The sequence below is a fragment of the Streptomyces sp. NPDC020422 genome, assembly GCF_044386705.1.
Lineage (GTDB): Bacteria > Actinomycetota > Actinomycetes > Streptomycetales > Streptomycetaceae > Streptomyces.
This window is the reverse complement of the sequence record NZ_JBIRVJ010000003.1, coordinates 312213-335516: the sequence shown is the minus strand read 5'-3', so window position 1 is coordinate 335516 and position 23304 is coordinate 312213. Positions and strand designations below refer to the sequence as shown.

22 protein-coding genes and 1 tRNA gene are annotated in these 23304 nt (G+C 71.8%); 2 read left to right on the top strand and 21 right to left on the bottom strand.

All coding sequences use genetic code 11. From position 1 onward, the window contains the following. Positions 1-69 precede the first annotated feature (69 nt). The 14 genes from glyA to ACH414_RS08915 form a co-directional block, all read right to left on the bottom strand. On the bottom strand, positions 70-1323 hold the full coding sequence (glyA, locus tag ACH414_RS08980) for a serine hydroxymethyltransferase (protein ID WP_382537865.1): 1254 nt from the start codon (positions 1321-1323) through the stop codon (positions 70-72). Positions 1324-1582: 259 nt separating this feature from the next. Then, the gene (locus tag ACH414_RS08975) at positions 1583-2236 is read right to left on the bottom strand and encodes a protein-tyrosine-phosphatase (protein ID WP_382537862.1); all 654 of its coding nucleotides are present in this window, start codon (positions 2234-2236) and stop codon (positions 1583-1585) included. Further along, a complete protein-coding gene (locus ACH414_RS08970; protein WP_382537859.1) occupies positions 2233-2880 on the bottom strand; it encodes an L-threonylcarbamoyladenylate synthase in 648 nt (215 codons plus the stop codon). Before ACH414_RS08970 ends, ACH414_RS08975 begins: the two co-directional genes overlap by 4 nt. Before the next feature lie 43 nt (positions 2881-2923). Next, on the bottom strand, positions 2924-3769 hold the full coding sequence (gene prmC, locus ACH414_RS08965) for a peptide chain release factor N(5)-glutamine methyltransferase (protein WP_382537856.1): 846 nt from the start codon (positions 3767-3769) through the stop codon (positions 2924-2926). Between the two features lie 48 nt (positions 3770-3817). Further along, complete coding sequence (prfA, locus tag ACH414_RS08960; protein ID WP_382537854.1) at positions 3818-4894, bottom strand: peptide chain release factor 1; 1077 nt, start codon at positions 4892-4894, stop codon at positions 3818-3820. A 117-nt stretch (positions 4895-5011) separates the two neighbouring features. Continuing rightward, positions 5012-5230, bottom strand: coding sequence for a 50S ribosomal protein L31 (rpmE, locus tag ACH414_RS08955; RefSeq protein WP_382537851.1), 219 nt, complete (start codon positions 5228-5230; stop codon positions 5012-5014). A gap of 164 nt (positions 5231-5394) precedes the next feature. Next, the gene (locus tag ACH414_RS08950) at positions 5395-6486 is read right to left on the bottom strand and encodes an LCP family protein (protein ID WP_382537848.1); all 1092 of its coding nucleotides are present in this window, start codon (positions 6484-6486) and stop codon (positions 5395-5397) included. A gap of 205 nt (positions 6487-6691) precedes the next feature. Beyond that, positions 6692-8704 carry a transcription termination factor Rho gene (rho, locus tag ACH414_RS08945; protein WP_398941316.1) on the bottom strand — a complete coding sequence of 671 codons (2013 nt, stop codon included), beginning with the start codon at positions 8702-8704 and terminating at the stop codon, positions 6692-6694. Between the two features lie 424 nt (positions 8705-9128). Next, complete coding sequence (gene thrB / locus ACH414_RS08940; protein ID WP_382537843.1) at positions 9129-10046, bottom strand: homoserine kinase; 918 nt, start codon at positions 10044-10046, stop codon at positions 9129-9131. A 259-nt stretch (positions 10047-10305) separates the two neighbouring features. Beyond that, the gene (thrC, locus tag ACH414_RS08935; protein WP_382537841.1) at positions 10306-11376 is read right to left on the bottom strand and encodes a threonine synthase; all 1071 of its coding nucleotides are present in this window, start codon (positions 11374-11376) and stop codon (positions 10306-10308) included. A 6-nt stretch (positions 11377-11382) separates the two neighbouring features. Further along, positions 11383-12675 carry a homoserine dehydrogenase gene (locus tag ACH414_RS08930; protein ID WP_398941314.1) on the bottom strand — a complete coding sequence of 431 codons (1293 nt, stop codon included), beginning with the start codon at positions 12673-12675 and terminating at the stop codon, positions 11383-11385. Between the two features lie 147 nt (positions 12676-12822). Continuing rightward, positions 12823-14214 carry a diaminopimelate decarboxylase gene (lysA, locus tag ACH414_RS08925; protein ID WP_382537835.1) on the bottom strand — a complete coding sequence of 464 codons (1392 nt, stop codon included), beginning with the start codon at positions 14212-14214 and terminating at the stop codon, positions 12823-12825. A gap of 14 nt (positions 14215-14228) precedes the next feature. Continuing rightward, a complete protein-coding gene (gene nrtL / locus ACH414_RS08920; RefSeq protein WP_382537832.1) occupies positions 14229-15272 on the bottom strand; it encodes an ArgS-related anticodon-binding protein NrtL in 1044 nt (347 codons plus the stop codon). A 92-nt stretch (positions 15273-15364) separates the two neighbouring features. After that, a complete protein-coding gene (locus ACH414_RS08915) occupies positions 15365-15832 on the bottom strand; it encodes a response regulator (protein WP_398941313.1) in 468 nt (155 codons plus the stop codon). Between the two features lie 158 nt (positions 15833-15990). On the opposite strand from ACH414_RS08915, the gene ACH414_RS08910 reads away from it, so the two are divergent. After that, positions 15991-16062, top strand: a tRNA-Arg gene (locus tag ACH414_RS08910). A 95-nt stretch (positions 16063-16157) separates the two neighbouring features. Here the strand turns inward: ACH414_RS08910 and ACH414_RS08905 are convergent. The 7 genes from ACH414_RS08905 to ACH414_RS08875 all read right to left on the bottom strand — a co-directional run bounded on the left by ACH414_RS08905 (position 16158) and on the right by ACH414_RS08875 (position 22692). Next, entirely contained in the window at positions 16158-16502 is a 345-nt protein-coding gene (locus tag ACH414_RS08905; RefSeq protein WP_398941311.1) for a hypothetical protein, read from the bottom strand. A 242-nt stretch (positions 16503-16744) separates the two neighbouring features. After that, positions 16745-18286 (bottom strand): M4 family metallopeptidase, encoded by a 1542-nt coding sequence (locus tag ACH414_RS08900; RefSeq protein ID WP_386566033.1) that lies wholly within the window; start codon positions 18284-18286, stop codon positions 16745-16747. Between the two features lie 370 nt (positions 18287-18656). Beyond that, positions 18657-19313 carry a disulfide bond formation protein DsbA gene (locus tag ACH414_RS08895; protein WP_398941310.1) on the bottom strand — a complete coding sequence of 219 codons (657 nt, stop codon included), beginning with the start codon at positions 19311-19313 and terminating at the stop codon, positions 18657-18659. A 91-nt stretch (positions 19314-19404) separates the two neighbouring features. Then, positions 19405-19755 carry a DoxX family protein gene (locus ACH414_RS08890; RefSeq protein ID WP_382537769.1) on the bottom strand — a complete coding sequence of 117 codons (351 nt, stop codon included), beginning with the start codon at positions 19753-19755 and terminating at the stop codon, positions 19405-19407. A gap of 140 nt (positions 19756-19895) precedes the next feature. Then, positions 19896-20933 (bottom strand): methyltransferase, encoded by a 1038-nt coding sequence (locus ACH414_RS08885; protein ID WP_398941308.1) that lies wholly within the window; start codon positions 20931-20933, stop codon positions 19896-19898. 310 nt (positions 20934-21243) lie between these two features. Further along, a complete protein-coding gene (locus ACH414_RS08880; RefSeq protein ID WP_398941306.1) occupies positions 21244-22173 on the bottom strand; it encodes an NADP-dependent oxidoreductase in 930 nt (309 codons plus the stop codon). 51 nt (positions 22174-22224) lie between these two features. After that, positions 22225-22692: a luciferase family protein gene (locus tag ACH414_RS08875; protein WP_386565823.1), complete on the bottom strand. Its 468-nt coding sequence runs from the start codon at positions 22690-22692 to the stop codon at positions 22225-22227. 128 nt (positions 22693-22820) lie between these two features. Between ACH414_RS08875 and ACH414_RS08870 the strand changes: the two genes are divergently transcribed. Beyond that, complete coding sequence (locus tag ACH414_RS08870; protein ID WP_382537757.1) at positions 22821-23186, top strand: winged helix-turn-helix transcriptional regulator; 366 nt, start codon at positions 22821-22823, stop codon at positions 23184-23186. Positions 23187-23304 lie beyond the last annotated feature (118 nt).

Sequence of the window (23304 nt, the reverse complement as noted above, 5' to 3'; positions counted from 1 at the left end):
CACCCTAGCCGGGCCGTCCCCATGCTTGAGGACACACGGGTCACGCGAACGGTTGCGGACGCCGCTGTTTTACCGTCCATACGGGGGAAATCGCCCGGCAAGATCGCGTACTTCCGCGCGGACCCTGGCCGTCTCCGCGGGGTCGTCCCGCAGCGCCGCGGTGAACAGCGCGGCGATCCGGGCCATCTCCGGCGACCCCATCCCCTGGGTGGTCACGGCGGCGGTGCCGAGCCGGATGCCCCGGCCGTCCCCGTACGGCAGCGCGCACGTGTCGAGGACCACTCCGGCGGCGGCCAGCCGGGACCGTGCGGTCCGCCCGTCGACGCCCAGCGGGGCCGGATCGGCGGTGATCAGGTGCGTGTCCGTCCCGCCGGTGGTCAGCGCGAAGCCCTCGGCGGCGAGCGCGGCGGCGAGGACGCGGGCGTGCTCGACCACCTGATGGGCGTACGCGGTGAAGGCGGGGGTGGACGCCTCGCCGAAGGCCACGGCCTTGGCGGCGATCGTGTGCATCTGGGCGCCGCCCTGGGTGAACGGGAACACCGCCCGGTCGACCTGCTCGGCCAGTTCCGCGCCGCACAGCACGAGACCGCCGCGCGGGCCGCGCAGGACCTTGTGCGTGGTGCCGCAGACGATGTCCGCGTACGGGACGGGGCTGGGGGCGGCGCCGCCGGCGACGAGCCCGAGCGGATGGGCGGCGTCGGCGATGAGATAGGCCCCGACCTCGTCGGCGATGGCGCGGAAGGTCGCGTAGTCCAGGTGCCGGGGATAGGAGATCGACCCGCAGACGATCGCCTTGGGCCGGTGGTGCCGGGCGAGCGCGGCGACCTGCTCGTAGTCGACGAGACCCGTCTCGGCGTCCACGCCGTACGGCACGAAGTCGAACCAGCGCCCGGAGAAGTTCGCGGGCGAGCCGTGCGTCAGGTGCCCGCCGTGGGCGAGGCCCATGGCCAGCACGGTGTCCCCGGGCCGCAGCAGGGCCGCGTAGGCGGCGAGCACGGCGGAGGAGCCCGAGTGCGGCTGTACGTTGGCGTGCTCGGCCCCGAACAGGGACTTCGCGCGGTCGACGGCGATCCGCTCGGCGGCGTCGGCGTACTCGCAGCCGCCGTGGTGACGGGCGCCCGGGTACCCCTCGGCGTACTTGTTGGCGAGCTGCGAACCGAGCGCGGCGAGGACGGCCGGCGAGGTGAAGTTCTCCGCGGCGATCAGCTGCAGGCTGTCCCCCTGCCGACGCACCTCCCCGAGCAGCACGTCGGCGACCTCGGGGTCCTGGCGGCGCAGCACATCGAGGTGGTTCTCGGCTTCTGGAGGCGCGGTGACCGGCATGGGGGACTCCGGGCGTGAGCGGGCTGGAAATCCACTGTAGGCACGCCGGGCCCACTTCGCCGCCCCACGTCCCCCATAGGCGGCTACCGCCGCGCCGGAACCCCCGTCAGCGCCGTCACCACCGGGTCCAGCGCCTGCTGGAGCCCCTGCCCCCGACGCGCCCCTCGCACTGCTCGGCCCCCGGGGGCCTCCCAGGCTTCGGCACGCCGCGCCGGCCTCCGGCCGGCGGTCCCGGGCGCGCGCCCGTCGCCTCGCGGGGTCACCGCCGCGCCGGAACCCCCGTCAGCGCCGTCACCACCGGGTCCAGCGCCTGCTGGATCTCGTCGCCGATCGAGCGGAAGAACGTGATGGGCGCCCCGTACGGGTCGTTCACCTCGTCCGCCTCCGCCGACGGGGCGAGGAGCCACCCGCGTAGAGCCGCGGCGGCGCGGACCAGGGCGCGGGCCCGGTCGACCGTGTCGTGGCCGTCCCGGATGTCCGGGAGGGTCGTCGGGTCTATCGCCCGGACGAGGCGGGTGAACTCCTTCAGGGTGAAGGTGCGCAGGCCCGCCGAGTGGCCCATCGAGATGACCTGCGCGCGGTGGTCGCGGGTCGCGGTGAGGACCAGGTCGGCGCGGATGACGTGCTCGTCGAGGAGCTCGCGGCCCACGAAGCCGGTGTAGTCGGCGCCGAAGTCCGCGAGGACCAGCTCCGCGTTGGCCTCCATGGGGGCGCCCTCGTGGCCCCAGGTGCCCGCGCTCTCCACGATGAGGCCGCCGCCGAGCGGATCGCCGAGACGGTCGCTCAGGGCATGGCGGGTCAGCCGCTCGGTGATCGGCGAGCGGCAGACGTTGCCGGTGCTGACGTGGAGGATGCGGAAGGTGTTGCCGTCGTACTCGTGCCCCGCTATGCCACGCCCCTCAGGGGCGGTCAATTCGCCACCTCGAGGTCGGGTACCACCTTCCGGAGCTCCTCCGCGCTGAGCGCGCCCGCGCGCAGCAGCACCGGCACCTTCCCCGTCACGTCGACGATGGAGGAGGGGACGTTGCCGGGCGTCGGGCCGCCGTCGAGGTACACGGAGACGGAGTCGCCGAGCATGCCCTGGGCCGCGTCGCACGTCTCCGGCGACGGGTGCCCGGTCAGGTTCGCCGAGGAGACCGCCATCGGGCCGACCTCGGTGAGCAGCTCGATCGCGACCGGGTGCAGCGGCATCCGGATCGCGACGGTGCCCCGGGTGTCGCCCAGGTCCCACTGGAGCGAGGGCTGGTGCTTGGCCACCAGGGTGAGCGCGCCGGGCCAGAAGGCGTCGACGAGCTCCCAGGCCTGCTCGGAGAAGTCCGTGACGAGGCCGTGCAGCGTGTTCGGGGAGCCGATCAGGACGGGGGTGGGCATGTTGCGGCCCCGGCCCTTGGCGGCCAGCAGGTCCGCCACGGCCTCCGCGCTGAACGCGTCCGCGCCGATCCCGTAGACGGTGTCGGTGGGCAGGACGACGAGCTCGCCGCGGCGTACGGCGGACGCGGCCTCACGCAGACCCGTCGCACGGTCCGTCGCCTCGTTGCAGTCGTATCGCCGAGCCATTATTCGCCTGCCTTCTCGTACGCGTCGTGCCTGGACTGGTTGCTCATGGGGTGGCCTTGCGGGCGGTCGCGAATCGCGGCCGGTTGTTCAGGTCGGGGTGGTCGGCGGCGTCCGCCCAGCCGGCCTCCTCGTTGAAGATCCACGGCACCTGGCCGCCCTGCGTGTCCGCGTGCTCGATGACGACGAGCCCGCCGGGCCGCAGCAGCCGGTGCGCGGTGCGCTCGATGCCCCGGATGGTGTCGAGGCCGTCCTCGCCGGAGAACAGCGCCATCTCCGGGTCGTGGTCCCGGGCCTCGGGCGCGACGTACTCCCACTCGGTGAGCGGGATGTACGGCGGGTTGGAGATCACCAGGTCGACCTGGCCGTCGAGCTCCGGCAGCGCGGTCAGCGCATCGCCCTGGTGCACCGTGACGCGCGAGCCCTCGGCGTTCTTGCGGGTCCACACCAGCGCGTCGTCGGAGAGCTCCACGGCGTGCACGCGCGAGCGCGGCACCTCCTGCGCCATGGCGAGCGCGATGGCGCCGGAGCCGGTGCACAGGTCGACGATGAGCGGCTCGACGACGTCCATGGCGCGTACGGCGTCTATGGCCCAGCCGACGACCGACTCGGTCTCCGGGCGCGGCACGAAGACACCGGGGCCCACCTGGAGCTCCAGATAGCGGAAGAACGCCCGCCCGGTGATGTGCTGGAGCGGCTCGCGCGCCTCGCGGCGCGCGATGGCCTCCCAGTAGCGGGCGTCGAAGTCCGCGTCCTTGACGTTGTGCAGCTCCCCCCGCTTGACGCCGTGCACGAACGCGGCGAGCTCCTCGGCGTCGAAACGCGGTGAGGGAACGCCGGCGTCGGCCAGCCGCTGGGTGGCCTGGGCCACCTCGGCAAGCAGCAGGTTCACGCTGGTCCTCCGTGGTGCGGGTGGGGCTTTACAAGGGCGTGCGCGGCCTTACGCGTTGGCGAGCTTGGCCGCCGAGTCGGCGTCGACGCACGCCTGGATCACCGGGTCGAGCTCGCCGTCGAGGACCTGGTCGAGGTTGTACGCCTTGAAGCCGACGCGGTGGTCCGAGATGCGGTTCTCCGGGAAGTTGTACGTCCGGATCTTCTCGGAGCGGTCGACCGTGCGGACCTGGCTGCGGCGCGCGTCGGCGGCCTCGGCCTCGGCCTTCTCCTGCGCGGCGGCGAGCAGCCGGGAGCGCAGGATGCGCATGGCCTGCTCCTTGTTCTGGAGCTGGCTCTTCTCGTTCTGGCAGGAGGCCACGATGCCGGTCGGCAGGTGCGTGATGCGGACCGCGGAGTCGGTGGTGTTGACGGACTGGCCGCCGGGACCGGACGAGCGGTAGACGTCGATACGCAGGTCGTTGGCGTGGATCTCCACGTCGACCTCCTCGGCCTCCGGGGTGACGAGCACGCCGGCCGCGGAGGTGTGGATGCGGCCCTGCGACTCGGTGGCGGGCACGCGCTGCACGCGGTGCACCCCGCCCTCGTACTTCAGCCGCGCCCAGACGCCCTGGCCGGGCTCGGTGGCCCCGTTGCCGCCCTTGGTCTTCACGGCGACCTGGACGTCCTTGTAGCCGCCGAGCTCGGACTCGGTGGCGTCGATGATCTCGGTCTTCCAGCCGACCCGCTCGGCGTAGCGCAGGTACATCCGCAGCAGGTCGCCGGCGAACAGGGCGGACTCGTCGCCGCCCGCGCCGGCCTTGATCTCCAGGATGACGTCCTTGTCGTCGCTGGGGTCGCGCGGGACGAGCAGCAGCCGGAGCCTGTCCGTCAGCTCCTCGCGCTGCTTCTCCAGCTCCTTGACCTCGGCGGCGAAGTCGGGGTCGTCGGCGGCCAGCTCCTTGGCCGTCTCGATGTCGTCCGCCGACTGCTTCCACGCCTTGTACGTGCCGATGATCGGGGTCAGCTCCGCGTAACGCTTGTTGAGCTTGCGCGCGTTCGCCTGGTCGGAGTGGACCGAAGGGTCGGCGAGCTTCTTCTCGAGGTCGGCGTGCTCGCCGACCAGGTCCTCGACCGCTTCGAACATCGGGTGCTCCTGGGGTGGATTTCGAAAAGGGGCTGCTGCGGGAACCACTGCGGGGACGGCAAAGCGCCGGTCCGGTGCCCCCGTGCGGGAGCGACCAAGGACCGGCGCAGTGACGTGCTACTTCTTGGCCGCAGCCTTGCCGAAGCGGGCCTCGAAGCGGGCGACGCGGCCGCCGGTGTCGAGGATCTTCTGCTTGCCCGTGTAGAACGGGTGGCACTCGGAGCAGACCTCGGCACGGATGGTGCCCTCGGTCAGCGTGCTGCGAGTGGTGAACGACGCGCCGCAGGTGCAGCTGACCTGGGTCTCGACGTACTCGGGGTGGATGTCGCGCTTCAAGGTGTCTCCTAGTTTCGGGAGGGCACCGGGTCGCCGTGCGGGATGCACCTGCGTGAACCGGGGCCGACGTACCAGTCTGCCAGGACCGGCCGCATCTCCCAAAACCGGGGGGTGGCCGGAAGTATTCCTGGGCGGCTCGGGGGCCGCCCGGGACCGCCGCCGGCCTACTTCACGAGGCCCTCGGCCTGGCCCGTGGCGGCGTCCTTGGTGGCCGAGGCGGGAATCGGCCTGTCGGCCTTCAGCGCCTTCCAGACCTGCCGCGACTGGGCTTCGAGCGGCACCACGCGGTTGGGGTCGCGCGGGTCGTACTCGACCGGCAGCGTGATCATGTGGACGTCGTCGGCGCCGAGCCCGGACAGGCCCTTGGCGAACCCCATCAGCTCGTTGACGGAGTCGAGCTCGGAGTCGGGCGTGATGGCCTTGGTGGCGGTGTCGGCGACGTCGAAGAGCTTCTTCGGGTTCGAGAAGACGCCGACGCTCTTCACCTGGTCGATGAAGGCCTTCATGAACGCCTGCTGGAGCTGGATGCGGCCGAGGTCGCTGCCGTCGCCGACGCTCTTGCGGGTGCGGACCAGGCCGAGGGACTGCTCGCCGTCGAGGGTGTGCGTGCCCGGTTCGAGGTCGAGGTGGCTCTTGGAGTCCTTGATGGCCTTCGTGGTGGTGACCTCGACGCCGCCGAGCTGGTCGATGAGCTTCTTGAAGCCGGTGAAGTCGACCTCGACGTAGTGGTCCATGCGGATGCCGGACATCGACTCGACGGTCTTCACGGCGCAGGCCGGGCCGCCGACCTCGTACGCCGTGTTGAACATGGCCCGGTGCTCGCCCGCCACGGTGTTGCCCTTGGCGTCGGTGCACCGCGGGCGGTCGATCAGGGTGTCGCGCGGGATGGAGACCACGGAGGCCTTCTTGTGGCCCTCGTAGACGTGGACCACCATCGCGGTGTCGGACCGGGCGCCGCCCTCGTCCTTGCCGTACGCGCCGTTGGCGCCGGAGCGGGAGTCGGAGCCGAGGACGAGGATGTCCATCGAGCCGTTGTCGACGTTCTGCGGGCGGTCCTTGCCGAGCTGGGCGTTGATGTCGACGCCCTGGATGTTGCCGTCGAGCTTGAAGTAGACGTAGCCGAAGCCGGTGCCGCCGAGCGCGAGGAGCGCGACCACGCCGCCCACGGCGATGGTCACCGCGCGCCGCCCCTTGGCGGGCGGCTTCCGGCGGCGGCCGGTGGCACGTATTCGGGTGCCTTGCTTCTGCTCGGTCATCGTCTTCCCTCGGGCCTCGGTTTCACCTTCTGTGATGGCGAAACACCCAAAAGGGTTGCACGGCAGCCTGTGAGGTTTCGGTGAGCGACGGCCCGTAACGCGACCGCGCCCACCGTGCGAGCACGGTGGGCGCGGTCGTTCGTGCAGGTCACGGCGGGGTTACGGGGCCGGTGCCGGCCCCTTGCCGTGTGACCGACGTCTCGCGTCAGTCGTTGTTCCCGGCTCCAGGGGTGGTCTTCTGGATCTGGAGCAGGAACTCGCCGTTCGACTTCGTCTGCTTGAGCTTGTCGAGCAGCAGCTCGATCGCCTGCTGCTGGTCGAGCGCGTGCAGCACCCGGCGCAGCTTCCAGGTGATGGAGAGCTCCTCGCTGCCGAGCAGGATCTCCTCCTTGCGCGTACCCGAGGCGTCGACGTCGACGGCCGGGAAGATGCGCTTGTCGGCGAGCTTCCGGTCGAGCTTGAGCTCCATGTTGCCGGTGCCCTTGAACTCCTCGAAGATCACCTCGTCCATGCGCGAGCCGGTGTCGACCAGCGCGGTGGCCAGGATGGTCAGCGAGCCGCCGTCCTCGATGTTGCGCGCGGCACCGAAGAAGCGCTTCGGCGGGTAGAGCGCGGTCGAGTCGACACCACCGGACAGGATGCGGCCGGAGGCGGGCGCCGCGAGGTTGTACGCGCGGCCCAGGCGGGTGATGGAGTCCAGCAGCACGACCACGTCGTGACCCAGCTCGACGAGGCGCTTGGCGCGCTCGATGGCCAGCTCGGCGACCGTGGTGTGGTCCTCGGCCGGGCGGTCGAAGGTCGAGGAGATGACCTCGCCCTTGACCGACCGCTGCATGTCGGTGACCTCTTCCGGACGCTCGTCGACCAGGACGACCATCAGGTGGCACTCGGGGTTGTTGTGGGTGATCGCGTTGGCGATCGCCTGCATGATCATGGTCTTGCCGGTCTTCGGCGGGGCCACGATCAGACCGCGCTGGCCCTTACCGATCGGCGACACGAGGTCGATGATGCGGGTGGTCAGCACGCCCGGGTCGGTCTCCAGACGGAGCCGGTCCTGCGGGTACAGCGGGGTGAGCTTGTTGAACTCGGGGCGGCCGCGGCCGGACTCCGGCGCCATGCCGTTGACCGAGTCGAGGCGCACCAGCGCGTTGAACTTCTCGCGGCGCTCGCCCTCCTTCGGCTGGCGCACGGCACCGGTGACGTGGTCGCCCTTGCGCAGACCGCTCTTGCGGACCTGGGCGAGGGAGACGTACACGTCGTTCGGGCCGGGCAGGTAGCCGGAGGTCCGGATGAACGCGTAGTTGTCGAGGATGTCGAGGATGCCCGCGACGGGGATCAGGACGTCGTCGTCGGAGACCTGCGGCTCGCCGGCGGCGAACTCGTCACGCCCGCGGCGCCCACGACGGTCGCGGTAGCGGCCGCGACGGCCACGCCGGCCGCCCTCGAAGTCGTCCTCGTCCTGCGGGCCGGCCGGCTGGCCGCCCTGCTGGCCCTGGCCCTGGCCCTGGCCCTGGCGCTCCTTGCGCTGGCCGCCCTGGCCACCGCCCTGCTGCTCGTCGCCCTTGCCGCGGTCGCGGCGGTCGCGCTGGCGGTCGCGGCGGTCACCGCGCTCGCCCCGCTCACCGCGGTCGCGACGGCCGCGGCCCTCGGCGGTGTCGACGGCGGCCTCGGCCTTGCCGTCGGCCTGCGTCTCGGTCTTGGCCTCGACGCGGGCCTCGGTCTTGACGACCTGCGCGGCCTCGGCCTTCGCCTCGCCCTCCGGCGAACCGGCGGGGGCGGTGGCACGACGGCGGCGGCGCTCGCCGGCCGGGGCGTCGTCCGAGGCGGGCTGGCCCGGGATCTCGATCTGCTGCTGGGCCACCGGCTCGGCCTTCTCGGCCTTCGGCGCGGCCTCGGCCTCGCCGGCACGGGCCTTGGAGGCGGCGGTGCGGCGCTTCGGCTTGGCCTCGGAGGCGTCGGCCGACTTGGCGGGCGCGGCGGAGCCCCCGGCCTGCGCCTCCTTGATGACCTCGATCAGCTGGCTCTTGCGCATCCGCGCGGTGCCCCTGATGCCGAGGCCGGACGCGACCTGCTGCAGCTCGGCCAGGACCATGCCCTCGAGGCCGGTGCCGGAGCGGCGGCGCCGTGCGGTGGTGCCGGAGGCAGCACCTGCGGCGGGCGCGGAGGTGTCGACACTGTTGTCGGCAGTCACGCCCATCAGATCGGTGGTGTCGCTCACGAAGGGTCCTTCCCTGGAGCGGACGTCGGCCATCTGGCTCGGCGACCGGTTGTGCTGTCCGGCAGCGGTCCTGTCTTGGTGGACCGTGTCGGGGCGGTGGTCCCGCCGGGTACGGCGGAAGAGAGAAAACGTGCTGTGGGTCCGGCCCGAGCGCCCCCTGCTCGGCCCTCGAAGAAGAAAAGCGAGGGGTGTCGTGCCGGTTCCGGAGCGTGCTCGAAACTGCTCAGGCAGGCTGCTCAGGCAGTGGAGGAGGCTCCCGGAAGAATTGGCGGTCCCTGATGGGGACACTCAGCACCGCGCCACAAAGACGTCGGGTGCAGACTTGAGGTTAACACTACCGGCTCCAACAAACATTCCCCCTCTCCGTCACCGGCAATCTCGTGTCCGCGCGGCCCCGGCTCCGGCAGGCCGCGCGGGACGCCCGTCAGGGCGCGAGCGGCAGGACGCTCGCCCCGGGCGCGTCGAGGTCGAGCCGGTTGGCCGCCCACCCCTCGCCCGCGAGCTGCGCGACCTTGTCGGCCGATCCGTGGTCCGCCAGCGCGAGGACCGTGGGGCCCGCGCCGGAGATGACCGCGGGCACTCCGTCCGCCCGCAGCCGGTTCACGAGGGCGATGCTCTCGGGCATCGCCGGAGCCCGGTACTCCTGGTGCAGCCGGTCCTCGGTGGCCGCGAGCAGCAGCTCAGGGCGGCGGGTCAGGGCCTCGACGAGGAGGGCGGCGCGCCCGGCGTTGGCCGCGGCGTCGACGTGCGGGACGGTGCGCGGGAGCAGTCCGCGGGCCGTCTCGGTGAGCACGGGCTTTCCGGGGACGAAAACCACCGGAACGATGGAATCCGAGGGATCCATCCTGATCGCCCGCGCGGCGCCGGACTCGGTCCAGGCGAGCGTGAAGCCGCCGAGCAGGCAGGCGGCGACGTTGTCGGGGTGCCCCTCGATCTCGGTGGCCAGTTCGAGCAGGGCCTTCTCGTCGAGCCGGGCGTCGCCGCCTATCGTCACGGCGCGGGCGGCGACGATGCCGGCGCAGATGGCGGCCGAGGAGGAGCCGAGGCCGCGACCGTGCGGGATGCGGTTGGCGCAGACGACCTCGAGGCCGCGCGGCTGCCCGCCGAGCAGGTCGAAGGCCGTGCGCATCGAGCGTACGAGCAGGTGGCTCTCGTCGCGGGGAAGGGTGTCGGCACCTTCACCGGCGATGTCGACGTGCAGCCCGGAGTCGGCGACCCGGACGACGACGTCGTCGTAGAGCCCCAGCGACAGGCCGAAGGCGTCGAAGCCCGGGCCGAGGTTGGCGCTGGTGGCGGGAACGCGCACCCGTACGGCGGCGGCGCGGAACGCGGGACCGGCCATCGCTCGATGACTCTCCTTGACTTGCGGGGATTGTTCGGGGGAACCGAGAACCCGGGGACCGCGTGCCTCACGGGCGACAACGGCAACAACACCGCGCATATGCAACGGGGCGGGTTCGGTACAGCCTATCGAAGGAAGGTTCTGTGGCGACATAGGGCGCACAGGAGGCGCACGATGCGTGTCGCGCGCCAACCTGTGCGCCTATGTAGGTTCCTGATCGGGTTTGACCCTTGATCAGGAACCGTACGGCACAACCGAATCAGGCCAGGCCGAGCCGCTCGGCGGCGGCCGCGGCGTCGACCGGGACGGTGACGGGCTGCGGGGCGCCCGCGACGGCCCAGTCGGGGTCCTTGAGGCCGTTGCCGGTGACGGTGCAGACGATGGTCTGGCCCGGGTCGACCTTGCCCTGCGCGGCGGCCTTCAGCAGACCGGCCACGGACGCGGCCGAGGCCGGCTCGACGAAGACGCCCTCCTGAGCGGCCAACAGGCGGTAGGCCTGCAGGATCTCACGGTCCGTCACCTCGTCGATGAAGCCGCCGGACTCGTCGCGGGCGGCGATCGCGTAGTCCCAGGAGGCCGGGTTGCCGATGCGGATCGCGGTGGCGATGGTCGACGGGTCCTTGACGACCTCGCCGCGCACGAGCGGCGCGGAGCCGGAGGCCTGGAAGCCCCACATGCGCGGGGTGCGGCCGGCGATGCCGTCCGCGGCGTACTCCCGGTACCCCTTCCAGTACGCCGTGATGTTGCCGGCGTTGCCCACGGGCAGCACGTGGATGTCGGGCGCGTCGCCCAGCATGTCCACGATCTCGAAGGCGGCGGTCTTCTGGCCCTCGATGCGGACCGGGTTCACCGAATTGACCAGCGCCACCGGGTAGTTCTCGGAGAGGCCGCGGGCCAGCGTGAGGCAGTCGTCGAAGTTGCCGTCGACCTGGAGGATCTTGGCGCCGTGCACCAGCGCCTGGCCCATCTTGCCGAGCGCGATCTTGCCCTGCGGGACGAGCACGGCCGACACCATGCCGGCGCGCACCGCGTACGCGGCGGCGGAGGCGGAGGTGTTGCCGGTGGAGGCGCAGATGACGGCCTTGGCGCCGTCCTCCTTGGCCTTGCTGATGGCCATGGTCATGCCCCGGTCCTTGAAGGAGCCGGTGGGGTTGGCGCCCTCGACCTTGAGGTGCACCTCGCAGCCCGTGCGCTCGGAGAGGACCTGAGCGGGGACGAGCGGCGTACCGCCCTCACGGAGCGTGACGACCGGCGTCGCGTCCGTGACCGGAAGGCGGTCCCGGTACTCCTCGATGATGCCGCGCCACTGGTGGGTGCCCTTGCTGGTCATGGGTCCTTACTCCCCTTCAACACGCATGATGCTGGCGACACCGCGCACGGTGTCGAGCTTGCGCAGCGCCTCGACGGTCCCGGAGAGGGCGGCGTCGGGCGCGCGGTGGGTGACGACGACGAGGGAGGCCTCGCCGTCCTTGCCCGTCTGGCGGACGGTGTCGATCGACACGCCGTGCTCGGCGAAGACCGTCGCCACCTGGGCGAGGACGCCCGGCTTGTCGGCCACGTCGAGACTGATGTGGTACCGCGTCACGACCTCGCCCATGGGGCTCACGGGCAGCTGGGTGTACGCGGACTCGCCGGGGCCGTTGGCTCCGTTGAGCTTGTTGCGGCACACGGCGACGAGGTCGCCGAGCACGGCCGACGCGGTCGGCGAGCCGCCGGCCCCGGGGCCGTAGAACATGAGCCGCCCGGCGGCCTCCGCCTCGACGAAGACGGCGTTGTACGCCTCGCGGACGGAGGCGAGCGGGTGGCTGAGCGGGATCATCGCGGGGTGCACGCGCGCGGTGACGGACCCGCCGTCCGCGGCCCGCTCGCAGATGGCGAGCAGCTTGATGGTGCAGCCCATCTGCTTGGCCGAGGCGAAGTCGGCGGCGGTGACCTCGGTCATGCCCTCGCGGTAGACGTCGTCGAGGCGCACCCGGGTGTGGAAGGCGATCCCGGCGAGGATGGCGGCCTTGGCGGCGGCGTCGAAGCCCTCGACGTCGGCGGTCGGGTCGGCCTCGGCGTAGCCGAGCGCGGTGGCCTCGTCGAGCGCCTCGGAGTAGCCGGCGCCGGAGGTGTCCATCTTGTCGAGGATGAAGTTCGTGGTGCCGTTGACGATGCCCATCACGCGGTTGATCTTGTCGCCGGCGAGCGACTCGCGCAGCGGCCGGATCAGCGGGATGGCACCGGCGACGGCGGCCTCGTAGTAGAGGTCCTCGCCGTGCTCCTCGGCGGACGCGTAGAGGGCCGCGCCGTCCTGGGCCAGCAGCGCCTTGTTGGCGGAGACGACGGAGGCGCCGTGCTCGAAGGCGGTGGTGATGAGGGTGCGGGCCGGCTCGATCCCGCCGATGACCTCGACGACGACGTCGATGTCCCCGCGTTTGACGAGGGCGGTGGCGTCGGTGGTGATCAGCTCGGCGGGCACTCCCCCGCGCACCTTGTCGGGCCGGCGGACGGCCACACCGGCGAGTTCGACCGGAGCGCCGATGCGCGCGGCGAGGTCGTCGGCGTGCGTCGTCATGATGCGCGCCACCTCTGAGCCGACCACTCCACAGCCCAGCAGCGCCACCTTCAGCGGACGCGTACGCATCATCCGACCTCGTTTCTCGGTACTTCTCGGTCTTCCGTATCGCTACGGTTCCTACGTTTCCTACGGTGGGAACCAGTCTCACTCACCGGACGGGCGATTCCGCCTCTTGTCCGGATCGTGAGACATCGATTCCATCACCTGACTATTTCATCACCCGACGTCGAGACGCAGGAGATCTTCCTCCGTCTCGCGCCGCACGATGACCCGCGCCTCTCCGTCCCGTACCGCGACGACGGGCGGGCGCAGCGCGTGGTTGTAGTTGCTCGCCATGGAGCGGCAGTACGCCCCGGTGGCGGGCACGGCGAGCAGGTCGCCGGGGGCCACGTCGGCGGGCAGGAAGGCGTCGCGCACGATGATGTCGCCGCTCTCGCAGTGCTTGCCGACGACGCGTACGAGCAGCGGCTCGGCGTCACTGGTCCGCGACACGAGCGCGACGCTGTACTCGGCGTCGTAGAGCGCGGTGCGGATGTTGTCCGACATGCCGCCGTCGACGGAGACGTACGTCCGCAGCCCCTCCAGCGGCTTGACCGTGCCCACCTCGTACAGCGTGAAGGCGGTGGGGCCGACGATGGCGCGCCCCGGCTCGACGGAGATCCGCGGGGTGCGCAGCCCGGCGGCCTCGCACTCGCGGGTGACGATCTCGCTGAGCGCCTTGGCGATGTGGTGCGGCTCGCGCGGGTCGTCGTCGGAGGTGTACGCGATGCCGAGGCCGCCGCCGAGGTCGATCTCGGGCAGCTCGACACCGTGCTCGTCGCGCACCTCGGCGAGGAGCTGGACGACGCGCCGCGCGGAGACCTCGAAGCCGGCCATGTCGAAGATCTGCGAGCCGATGTGCGAGTGGATCCCGATGAGCTCCAGCCCGTCGAGGCTCAGCGCCCTGCGCACGGCCTCCGCCGCCTGGCCGCCGGCGAGGGCGATGCCGAACTTCTGGTCCTCGTGGGCGGTGGCGATGAACTCGTGGGTGTGCGCCTCGACGCCCACCGTCACCCGGATCTGCACCCGCTGGCGCTTGCCGAGGCCCTGGGCGACGTGGGCGACCCGGACGATCTCCTGGAACGAGTCGAGCACGATCCGCCCGACCCCGGCCTCGACGGCCCGCCGGATCTCGTCCTCGCTCTTGTTGTTCCCGTGGAAGGCGATCCGCTCGGCGGGCATCCCGGCGGAGAGCGCGGTGCTGAGCTCGCCCCCGGAGCAGACGTCGAGGTTCAGCCCTTCCTCCTTGAGCCACCGCACGACGGCGCGGGAGAGGAACGCCTTGCCCGCGTAGAACACGTCGGCGTCCTTGCCGAAGGCGTCGGCCCAGGCGCGGCAGCGCGCCCGGAAGTCGTCCTCGTCCAGGAAGTAGGCGGGGGTGCCGAACTCCCGCTGCAGCGCGTCGACCCCGATCCCGCCGACGGTGACGACGCCCCGCTCGTCACGCTCGACGGTCCGCGCCCAGACCTTGGGGTCGAGGCGGTTGAGGTCGGCGGGCGGAGCGGAGTAGTGGCCCTCGGGGAGGACATCGGCGTGACGGGGCCCGGCGGGGTGTGCGGAACGGCTCATGACGACTGGCTCTTTCAGATCTGGTCGGGTGCGCTGATGCCGAGCAGGGAGAGGCCGCCGGCGAGCACCGTCCCGGCGGCTTCGGCGAGCGCGAGCCGGGAGCGGTGGGCGGCCGAGGGTTTCTCGTCGCCGAGGGGCAGGACGGTGTGCTGGAAGCCGAGAAGCGCGTCGGCGACGCCTTCGAGGTGCCGGGCGACCCGGTCGGGGGCGCGGTGGCGGGCGGCGGCGAGCAGGACGGCGGGGTGATCGCCGAGGAGGGCGGTGAGCTCGGGTGCGTCGACGGCCACCAGCGGCTCGCCGCGGAAGCCGAGCTGTGCGGCGTTCTCGGTGAGGCGCCTGGCCCGCGCATGGGCGTACCGCACGCGGAAGAGCGGATTGCGCTCGTGCTGGTGGAGCAGCTCGTCGGTGAGCCTGGCGTGGTCGTGCCCGGCGGTGGCGAGCAGGCCCCAGCGGGCCGCGTCGACGCCGAAGCGCCGGTGCAGCTCGGCGGCTCCGTACGGCACGGGCAGCGGGGCGATGGTGGTGGCGAGGCGACCGCGGGCGCCCGCGACCTCGGTCCGCGCGCCGAGCAGCCCCCACTCGGCATCGACCTCGTCCTCGCAGTACACCCGCACGGGGTGCCCCTGGGAGGCGAGGAGCCGGCGCACGGCATCGGCGGTGACGGCGGCGCGGACGTCGGCGCGATGGACGCTCTGCACGGGATCGCGGCCGGGCGGCAGATGCCCGTACCTCTCCCCCTCCCGCAGCACGGCCCGCACGAGACTCTGCTGCGCACCGGTGCGCAGGACGAAGTTGAGGAACCCGGGCCCGGTGATCTCGACCCGATCGAGCTCCGGATGCGGGAGAAGCCGCTCGACGAGGACCTCGGCGACCTGGCGCGGGGTCGACTCGGCGGCCCGGGCGAGCACGAGGGCGACGTTGCTGGCGTAGTCGCCGACACCGCCGGGCCGGGGCCTTTCGACCGCGACCCGCGGGGGCACGTCGACCCGCAACGCACCCTCGTCGACCGCACGGCGCACGGCGCGCAGCACGGTCAGGGAGAGGTCCGCGGGGGTCACGGGACCAGCCTAGGGGAGGAGGGGGGTCGGAACGCGAACCGGTTTCGGCATGTGGGCGCCGGGGTGACGTTTCCGCACCGCGAGGCCCCCGCCTATGTCACCCGGCCCCGCGCTCTTCTCGCCGCGGGCGGCTCGTCCCCGCCCTCCGGCTCCTGCCCGGCCCCCTCGCCGTGCCGCCCGCGCCGCTCCCGCTGCATGAGCTGCCGCACGACCCGCACGAGCTCGGACGGCTCGAAGGGCTTCGCGAGGAAGGCGTCCACCCCGGAGGAGCCGCAGCCCTCCGCCTCGTACTCGGTGCCGGCACTGATGATCGCCACGGGCAGATGACTGGTCCGCGGATCGGACCGCAGCCGCGCGGCGGTCTTCAGCCCGTCCAGCCGGGGCATGACGACATCGAGGGTGACGACATCAGGACAGACCTGATGCACGACATCCAGACACTCGGCACCATCGGCCGCGGTCACGACCTCGAACCCCTCGAGTTCGAGATTGACCCTGATCAGCTGGCGGATCACCCTGTTGTCGTCGACAACGAGCACCCGCCCCGACACGCCTGACACACGTCGAGAGTAGGTCTACGGGAAGGGCTGCGTCCGGGTTTTGCCCACTTCCGACCCGTGCGGGGGAACACCCGCTGGTGACGCGACGGAAATACCTGTTCACAGGCACGCCTCACAAGCTGGTAGGGTTCTACCCGTCGCCGCCGAACGCGGCGGACGCCCCCGTAGCTCAGGGGATAGAGCAACGGCCTCCGGAGCCGTGTGCGCAGGTTCGAATCCTGCCGGGGGCACTTCGCAGAAGTGCCACACAGACCCCGTCAACAGCGGAAACGCTGAGGACGGGGTCTTGTCGTATGCGCGGGCGGGCCTGGAGGTCCGCGGCGGGTCAGCCGCTGATCTCTCGCACCAGGTCGTTGTTCTCGTCGTTCAGTTCGAGCCCGTAGGGCAGCCCGAAGCAGCCGAGGAGCCGCCCCAACTCGTCCAGGCGGGCCGGGTCGACGACGCCGTTGAGCAGGATGTCCGGGCCGTCGATCTTCTCGATCTCCAGCTGGCACCAGCTGGTCTCCAGCTCGTAGCCGTACCAGGACGATGAACGGGAGCTCCAGCCCGCGCCGACGAAGCGGGCCGCCACGGCGGATGCGTCCCGGCAGCCGTGGAGGACGCCGTACACGTTGTTGCCGAGCTCGATCCACTGCCGGTCGAGCTCCGGGCCCCCATCGGATGTGTCCACACCCGGAGTATGCAGGAGCAGCCGCTCACGCTCCGCGAGTCGTCGGCGTCGTCGGTTGGCTGCCGGGGCGAGCGTGGCGTCCGCTTCGGCCCCGAAGGGCCCGAGTCGCCCCCGGGCGACCCGGCGCTCGGACGATGGACGCGGAGACGGAGGAAGTGCCGCATGGGGAGTGAGGGCCCTGACGTGCGCGAAGGGCCGCGCGGCACACCACCTGCCGCGCGGCCCTCACTGCTTTCCTGGCGTTACTTGACGTTGATCGCCGTCCACGCCTTCGCCACCGCGTTGTACTCGGCGCTGCCCGCGCCGTACAGGTCCGACGCCGCCGAGAGGGTGGCGGTGCGGGCGCCCGCGTAGCCGGTGGAGGAGGTCATGTAGGTCGTCAGGGCCTTGTACCAGATCTTGTAGGCCTTCTGGCGGCCGATGCCCGTGACCGTGGAGCCGTCGTAGGTCGGGGAGTTGTACGTCACCCCGTTGACGGTCTTCGTGCCGCTGCCCTCGGACAGCAGGTAGAAGAAGTGGTTCGCCGGACCCGAGGAGTAGTGCACGTTCAGGCGGCCGACCGACTTCGACCAGTAGTCCGCGGACTTGCCGTCCTTGCTCGGCTTGTCCATGTAACGCAGCGGCGAGCCGTCGCCGTTGATGTCGATCTTCTCGCCGATGAGGTAGTCGCCGGAGTCCGTGGCGTTGGCCGCGTAGAACTCGACCGAGGTGCCGAAGATGTCGGAGGTGGCCTCGTTCAGGCCACCGGACTCGCCGCTGTAGCGGAGGTTGGCGGTCGACGCGGTCAGACCGTGCGACATCTCGTGGCCGGCCACGTCGAGGGACGTGAGCGGGTGGGTGTTGCCGACGCCGTCGCCGTACGTCATGCAGAAGCAGCTGTCGTCCCAGAACGCGTTCACGTACGCGCTGCCGTAGTGGACGCGGGAGTACGCCGCGACACCGTCGCCGCGGATGCCGCTGCGGCCCAGCTCGTTCTTGTAGAAGTCCCACGTGACGGCCGCACCGTAGTGCGCGTCGGCGGCGGCGGTCTCGCGGTTGCTCGCGAGGCCGTTGCCCCAGGTGTCCGTCGAGTTGGTGAAGAGGGTGCCGGTGCCGGACGTGCCGCCGTTGAGGTCGTACGTCTTGTGGCCGCCGCGGGCGGCGTCGGTCAGCGAGTAGCCGGACGAGGTGCCGAGAGTCACCTGGCCGCTGTACATGGTGTTGCCGACGCCGGTCTCGATCGCCTCGTAGGAGTACAGCTCCTTGCCGCTGGTCGCGTCGGTGACGACGTGACGCCGGCTCGGGGTGCCGTCGGCCTGCGTGCCGGTGACGACGGTCTCCCAGGCGAGGACGGGCTTGCCGGTGGCGGCCCAGATCACCTTGCGGGCGGAGGAGGCGGCGGCGGCCTTCGCGCCCGAGGACGCCACGGCCGACTTGCCGACGGTGGCGGCGGACAGGGCCGGGGTCGTGTCGGCCACGGCTATGCGGGCCTGGGTCGCCTTGGTCGTGGAGCGGGCGCCGTTCTTCTTCAGGTGCACGACGAGGTCGCCGCCGAGGACCGGGAGGCCCTGGTAGGTGCGCTCGTAGCGGGTGTGGACGGTCCCGTCGGCGTCCTTGACGATGTCACGGGCGATCAGCTTCTCCTGGCCGGAGAGGCCGATGGCCCGGGCGGTGCCGGCCGCGTCGGCCTGCGCGTCCTGGATGGCGGCGGCGCGCTCGGACTTCGAGAGCGCGAGCGCGGTCGCGCCGGCCTCGCGCTGGGCGGCGGCGCTGGCGGAGCCGGACTGGACGCCGACGACGACCATGGCGGCCGAGGCGATCAGGGCGGCGGCGCGCAGGGTGGTGGTGCGGGTGTGCGAGGACTGCTGGCGGGTCACGCGGGCTCCTTCGCTGTGAAGCGTGGGGGTTTCCGTGGGGGGTGGTGCGGGTGTGAGCGTGCCAGCGAACGAACGTTAATGACAGGTTCGCAACAAGGATTTGACCATCAGTTGTCCGAAGGGCGGCCAACTCCGTCCGTTATGCGGGGAGCTGACCGCCCTGAGGGTCGTGCAGGGTTCGTACAGGGGTGGTACAGGGAGCGCGAGTAGGGTGCTGCACGGGTGACAAATGCCCATGGATGGGCTTCTTCCGGGCAGCGCCGGGCGGGTGCCGCCGTACGTTGCCCTCCCTGTTCGGTCAGTCGAAGACCGGGCCCGACACCCTCGCCCGCTTGAACTCCGCGAAGCCCGGCACCGACGCCGCCAGCACCGTCGCCCGCCAGAGCCGCGCCGCCTCCTCCCCCCGCGGCGCCCGCGAGAGGATCGGGCCGAAGAAGCCCAGCGACTCCCCGTCCGGGCCCGGCACGGCGAGGACCGGACTGCCGGCCTCCTCGCCGACGGCCGCCTGGCTCGCCTCGTGCGAGGCGCGCACCTCTCCGTCGTACGTGTCGTTCTCCACGTACGCGAAGAGCTCGGCGGCCGCCCCCTCCGGCAGCCCCGCGGCCTCCAGCGCCTCGCGGAGCACGTCGAGTTCGGGACCCCGGCCGCCCGGGTGGAAGCGCTCGCCCAGCTCCGTGTAGAGCCGGCCGGCCGCCTCGTTGCCGAACTTGTCCTGGACGGCGACCAGCGCACGCACCGGGCGCCAGCCCTTCGGGCCCAGCAGCTCACGGAACTGCTCGGGGATCTGGTCGATCCGGTCCTGGTTGAGGATCGCCAGGCTCATGACATTCCAGCGGACCTCGACCAGTCCCAGGCGCTCGACCTCCACCAGCCAGCGCGAGGTGATCCAGGTCCACGGGCACAGCGGGTCGAACCAGAAGTCGACCGGGGTCGGGCTCTCGGTGGCGGCGGTCATGGGACTCCTCCTTGCGGAAGTGCGGAAGTGCGGAAGTGCGGAACTGCAGATGTGCGGAAGGGCGGAGGTGCGGTGGTGCGGTGGTGCGGGACTAGTGGGCTGCGAGGCCGATGACGACCGGCGCGGCGGCGAGCAGGGCGAGGACCGCCGGGACCGGGGCGCCCTTGCCGTCCTTGGCACGGAGGTGCGTGATGATCGCGCCGAGGAAGTACAGGACGACGCCCACACCGGCGGCGATGCCCAGCGGGCGGAACCAGATGCCCGCGATCAGGCCGATCGCGCCGAGGATCTCCAGCGTGGCGAGCCGGGGCAGCCAGCTGTCCGGGACGTTGACCTTCTGCATGCCGGCGACGATCTTCTCGTCGCGCACCAGCTTGCCGCGCGCCGATCCGACGAGGACCAGCGAGACCAGGATCGCCAGGACGACATATGCGATGAACACGGTTGCTCCTTGAGCGGGTCAAGACGGGGATAGGGGGGTGGGGGGGTGGGGGGGCGGGGGGGCGGGGGGTACGTTGGGGTTGGAGTTGGGGTTGGGGTTGGGACGGGTGGTTCTGGGTGGGGTGCGTCGCAGCGGCGCGCTCAGCGCGTCGGGATCGACTCGACCACGCTGCTCGGCGACGCCGTCGGCAGGATCCTGGTGAGGGTGAAGCCCGCGGCGTCGAGCAGGGTGCGGAACTCCTCCGCCGTGCGCTCCTGACCGCCGCTGAGGACCATCATGTTGAGGTCGATGATCTTGCTCGGCGAGAAGCCGCCGCCTTCCGGCACGACCGTGTCCACCACCAGGAGGCGCCCGTCGTCCGGCATCACGCGCCGTACGGACTTGAGGATCTCGATGCTGGACTCGTCGTTCCAGTCGTGCAGGACCCACTTCATCGTGTAGAGGTCGCCGCCCTCGGGGACCTTCTCGAAGAAGCTGCCGCCGACCATCTCGCAGCGGTCCGCGAGGCCCGCCGCGGCGATCCTGGCGCGGCCGCCGGCGACCGAGTGCGGCAGGTCGAACACGATGCCCGAGGACGTGGGGTGGGCGGCCAGGATCGCGGTGAGGAAGCCGCCCTCGCCGCCGCCGACGTCGACGATCCTCCCGTACGAGGAGAAGTCGAAGACCTCCAGGACGGCGTCGGCGACCATGGCGGTCAGTCCGGTCATGGCCTTGCCGAGGTGGTCGGCCATCTCCGGCGTGTGCTCGAAGTACTCCCAGATCGGGCGCCCGGACGCCGCCGCGAAGACCGGCTCCCCGGTGCGGACCGCGTCGGGGAGCAGGCCCCAGGTGCCGTGGTGCGCGGGGCCGAGCTCCAACTGGACGAAGGAGGCCAGCGAGCCGGGTACGTCGGTGCGCAGGGTGTCGCCGAGGGCGGTGGTCGTGTAGCGGCCCTCGGCGTCGACGGCCAGCACGCCGACCCCGGCGAGCGCGCGCAGCAGGCGGTGCAGGGAGCGCGGGTCGGTGCCGGTCAGGGCGGCGAGCTCGGCGGAGGTCCTGGGCTGCGCGGCGACGTGGTCGGGCAGGCCGAGCACGGTCCCGGCGTGGACGGCACGGGCCACCCAGAAGCTGGTGACCATGTCGAACATCCGGCCGAAGTCGGGCTGTTGCTCGGGGGCGGCGCTGGTGCGTGCATCCATGGATATGTCTCGTCTCCGGGGCTCTGGCTGCGTGACGTCGTACGTGCGGAAGCTGCGTTGCGGTAGGGCGTGCTGTGCGGCGGGGCGTCCGTGCGGAGCGGGCGGGTGAGGCGTACGGCGGAGCGGGCGGGTGAGGCGTACGGCGGAGCGGGCCGGGCCCGCGGGGCCTTCGTGCGCGGCCGAGCGGAAGCGAGCGCGGCCGAGCGCGGCCGAGCGCGACCGAGCTGGAGCGAGCGCGACCGAGCGCGGCCGCGCGGGGTGGCCCGGCCCGAAAGGCCGGGCCACCCCGTTCGCCGGTGCGGTGCGGGTGTCAGGCGACCGAGACGCCGATCTTGCCCACCGTGCCCGCGCCGAAGGCGGCGAAGCCCTGGCCGACGGCGTCCAGGTCGTAGGTCGCGGCGATCGGCACCGTCAGGGCGCCGGAGACGACCGCGTCGGCGAGGCGCCCCAGCGTGGCCGGGTCGGGGTTGGCCATCACGGAGGTGACGGTGATGTCCAGCTCGGTGGCGGCCTCGGGGCCGAAGCCGAGGGTGGAGGCCAGCCGGCCGCCCGCGGCGACCAGGGTGGCGGCGGCGCCGGGGTCGCCGGCCAGGTGGGCCGCGGCGTGCACCCCGCCAGGCGAGAGCGCCCGGACCTGGGCGGCCAGGTCGCCGGTGTGGTCGACGACGTGGGTGGCGCCGAGGCTCTTGACGAACTCGGTCTCCGCACCCGGCTTGGCGGTGGCGATGACGGTCGCGCCGGTCCGGGCGGCGAGCTGCACCGCGTAAGCGCCGACACCGCCGGTCGCGCCGATGACGAGCACGTTCTCGCCCGGCTGCGGGGCGAGCGCGTCGATCACGCCGACGGCGGCCGAACCGGCCAGGCCGAGCGCGCCGGCGTGTGCGGAGTCCAGGCCCTCGGGGGCGGCCGCGATGCCGTACCCCTCGCCGACCACCACGTACTCGGCGAGGGCGCCGTCCTGCACGACCGGCTTCATGACGACGCCGAAGACCCGCTCGCCGACCGTGCGCCCGACGCCCTCGCCGACGGCCTCCACGGTGCCGGCGAAGTCCTTGCCGAGGGTCACCGGGAACTTGTGCTCAAGGACGTCCTTGAGGAAGCCGTAGACGACGGCACCGTCGAAGCCGTTGAGGGAGGAGTGGCTGACCTTCACCAGGATCTCGCCGGGGCCGGGGACCGGCTTGGCCACCTCGTTGACGGTCGGGGCCGCGCCGAATTCGTCGATGGTCACTGCACGCATGGGGTGTTTCCTCTTTCCGGAAGACAGTGGAGCGGACGGAAGGACGGCGGGTCAGGCCACGGCCTGCTCGTACGAGGCCTGCAGCACGGTGGCCGCGACCTCCAGCTCGTCCTCGTCGCGCGGCGCGTAGAGCATCACGATGCTGTTCGGGAACTCGGCGCGCCGGGTGATGGGGTGCGGCTCGATCCAGCCGAGCTCGGTGAGCGCCGGCAGGGCCTCGACCGGCACCGTGAGGTGCATGAACCCGGACCGGTGGATGTGCCCGAACTCGTCGACCGACGGGTGCAGGAAGGCCTCGAAGGGGCGGTTGCCGCGCTTGAGGCGCAGGGCGAGCGAGCCGGGCTCGGAGACCAGGCTGGGGCCGGTGAAGACGCCGGGCAGCTGCCGGGCGCGCGCCACCAGGGCGTCGCGGATCTCCGGCGGGGAGAAGTCCTCGAGCTGGTCGTGCGGGATCTCCCGGCCGGTCGTCTCGGGACGGGGCCCCTTTCGCGGCGGCAGAACGCTCAGGTCGACGGCCATGGTTTTCCTCCGGTGCGGCGCGGCAAAGCCGCGCACAATCAGTGCGCTGGTTACTTCTTGTTTCCACAAGAATTCTGGGCGATGCTGCTGGGGTGGCAGAAGACGGCACTTCAAAGATCGCAACGCACATGAATGTTCCTGACCAGGTCAGCGAGGGTCTGGCCATCTGTCAGCTGCGTGATGTGCTGGACCGGGTCGGCGACAAGTGGAGCGTTCTGATCATGGCGATCCTCGGGGACGGCCCCCGTCGCTATTCGGAGCTGCGGCGCTCGATCGACGGCATCTCGCAGCGCATGCTGACGCTCACCCTGCGCAGCCTGGAGCGTGACGGCCTGGTGATCAGGACGGTGACGCCCAGTACGCCGCCGCGCGTCGACTACGAGCTGACGCCCGTGGGACACACCCTGTCCACGGAGGTGGGCTCGCTGATCAGGTGGTCGGAGCAGCACCGCGAGTACATCAGCATGTCGCGGCGGACCTTCGACGCCGACTGAGGCAGGCCGGCTGAGGCAGGCCGGCCGAGGCACGCCGGCCGAGGCAGGCCGGCCGAGGCACGCCGGCCGAGGCAGGCGGCTCGCGCCACGCGGTCTGAAGCACGCGGACCGAGGCATA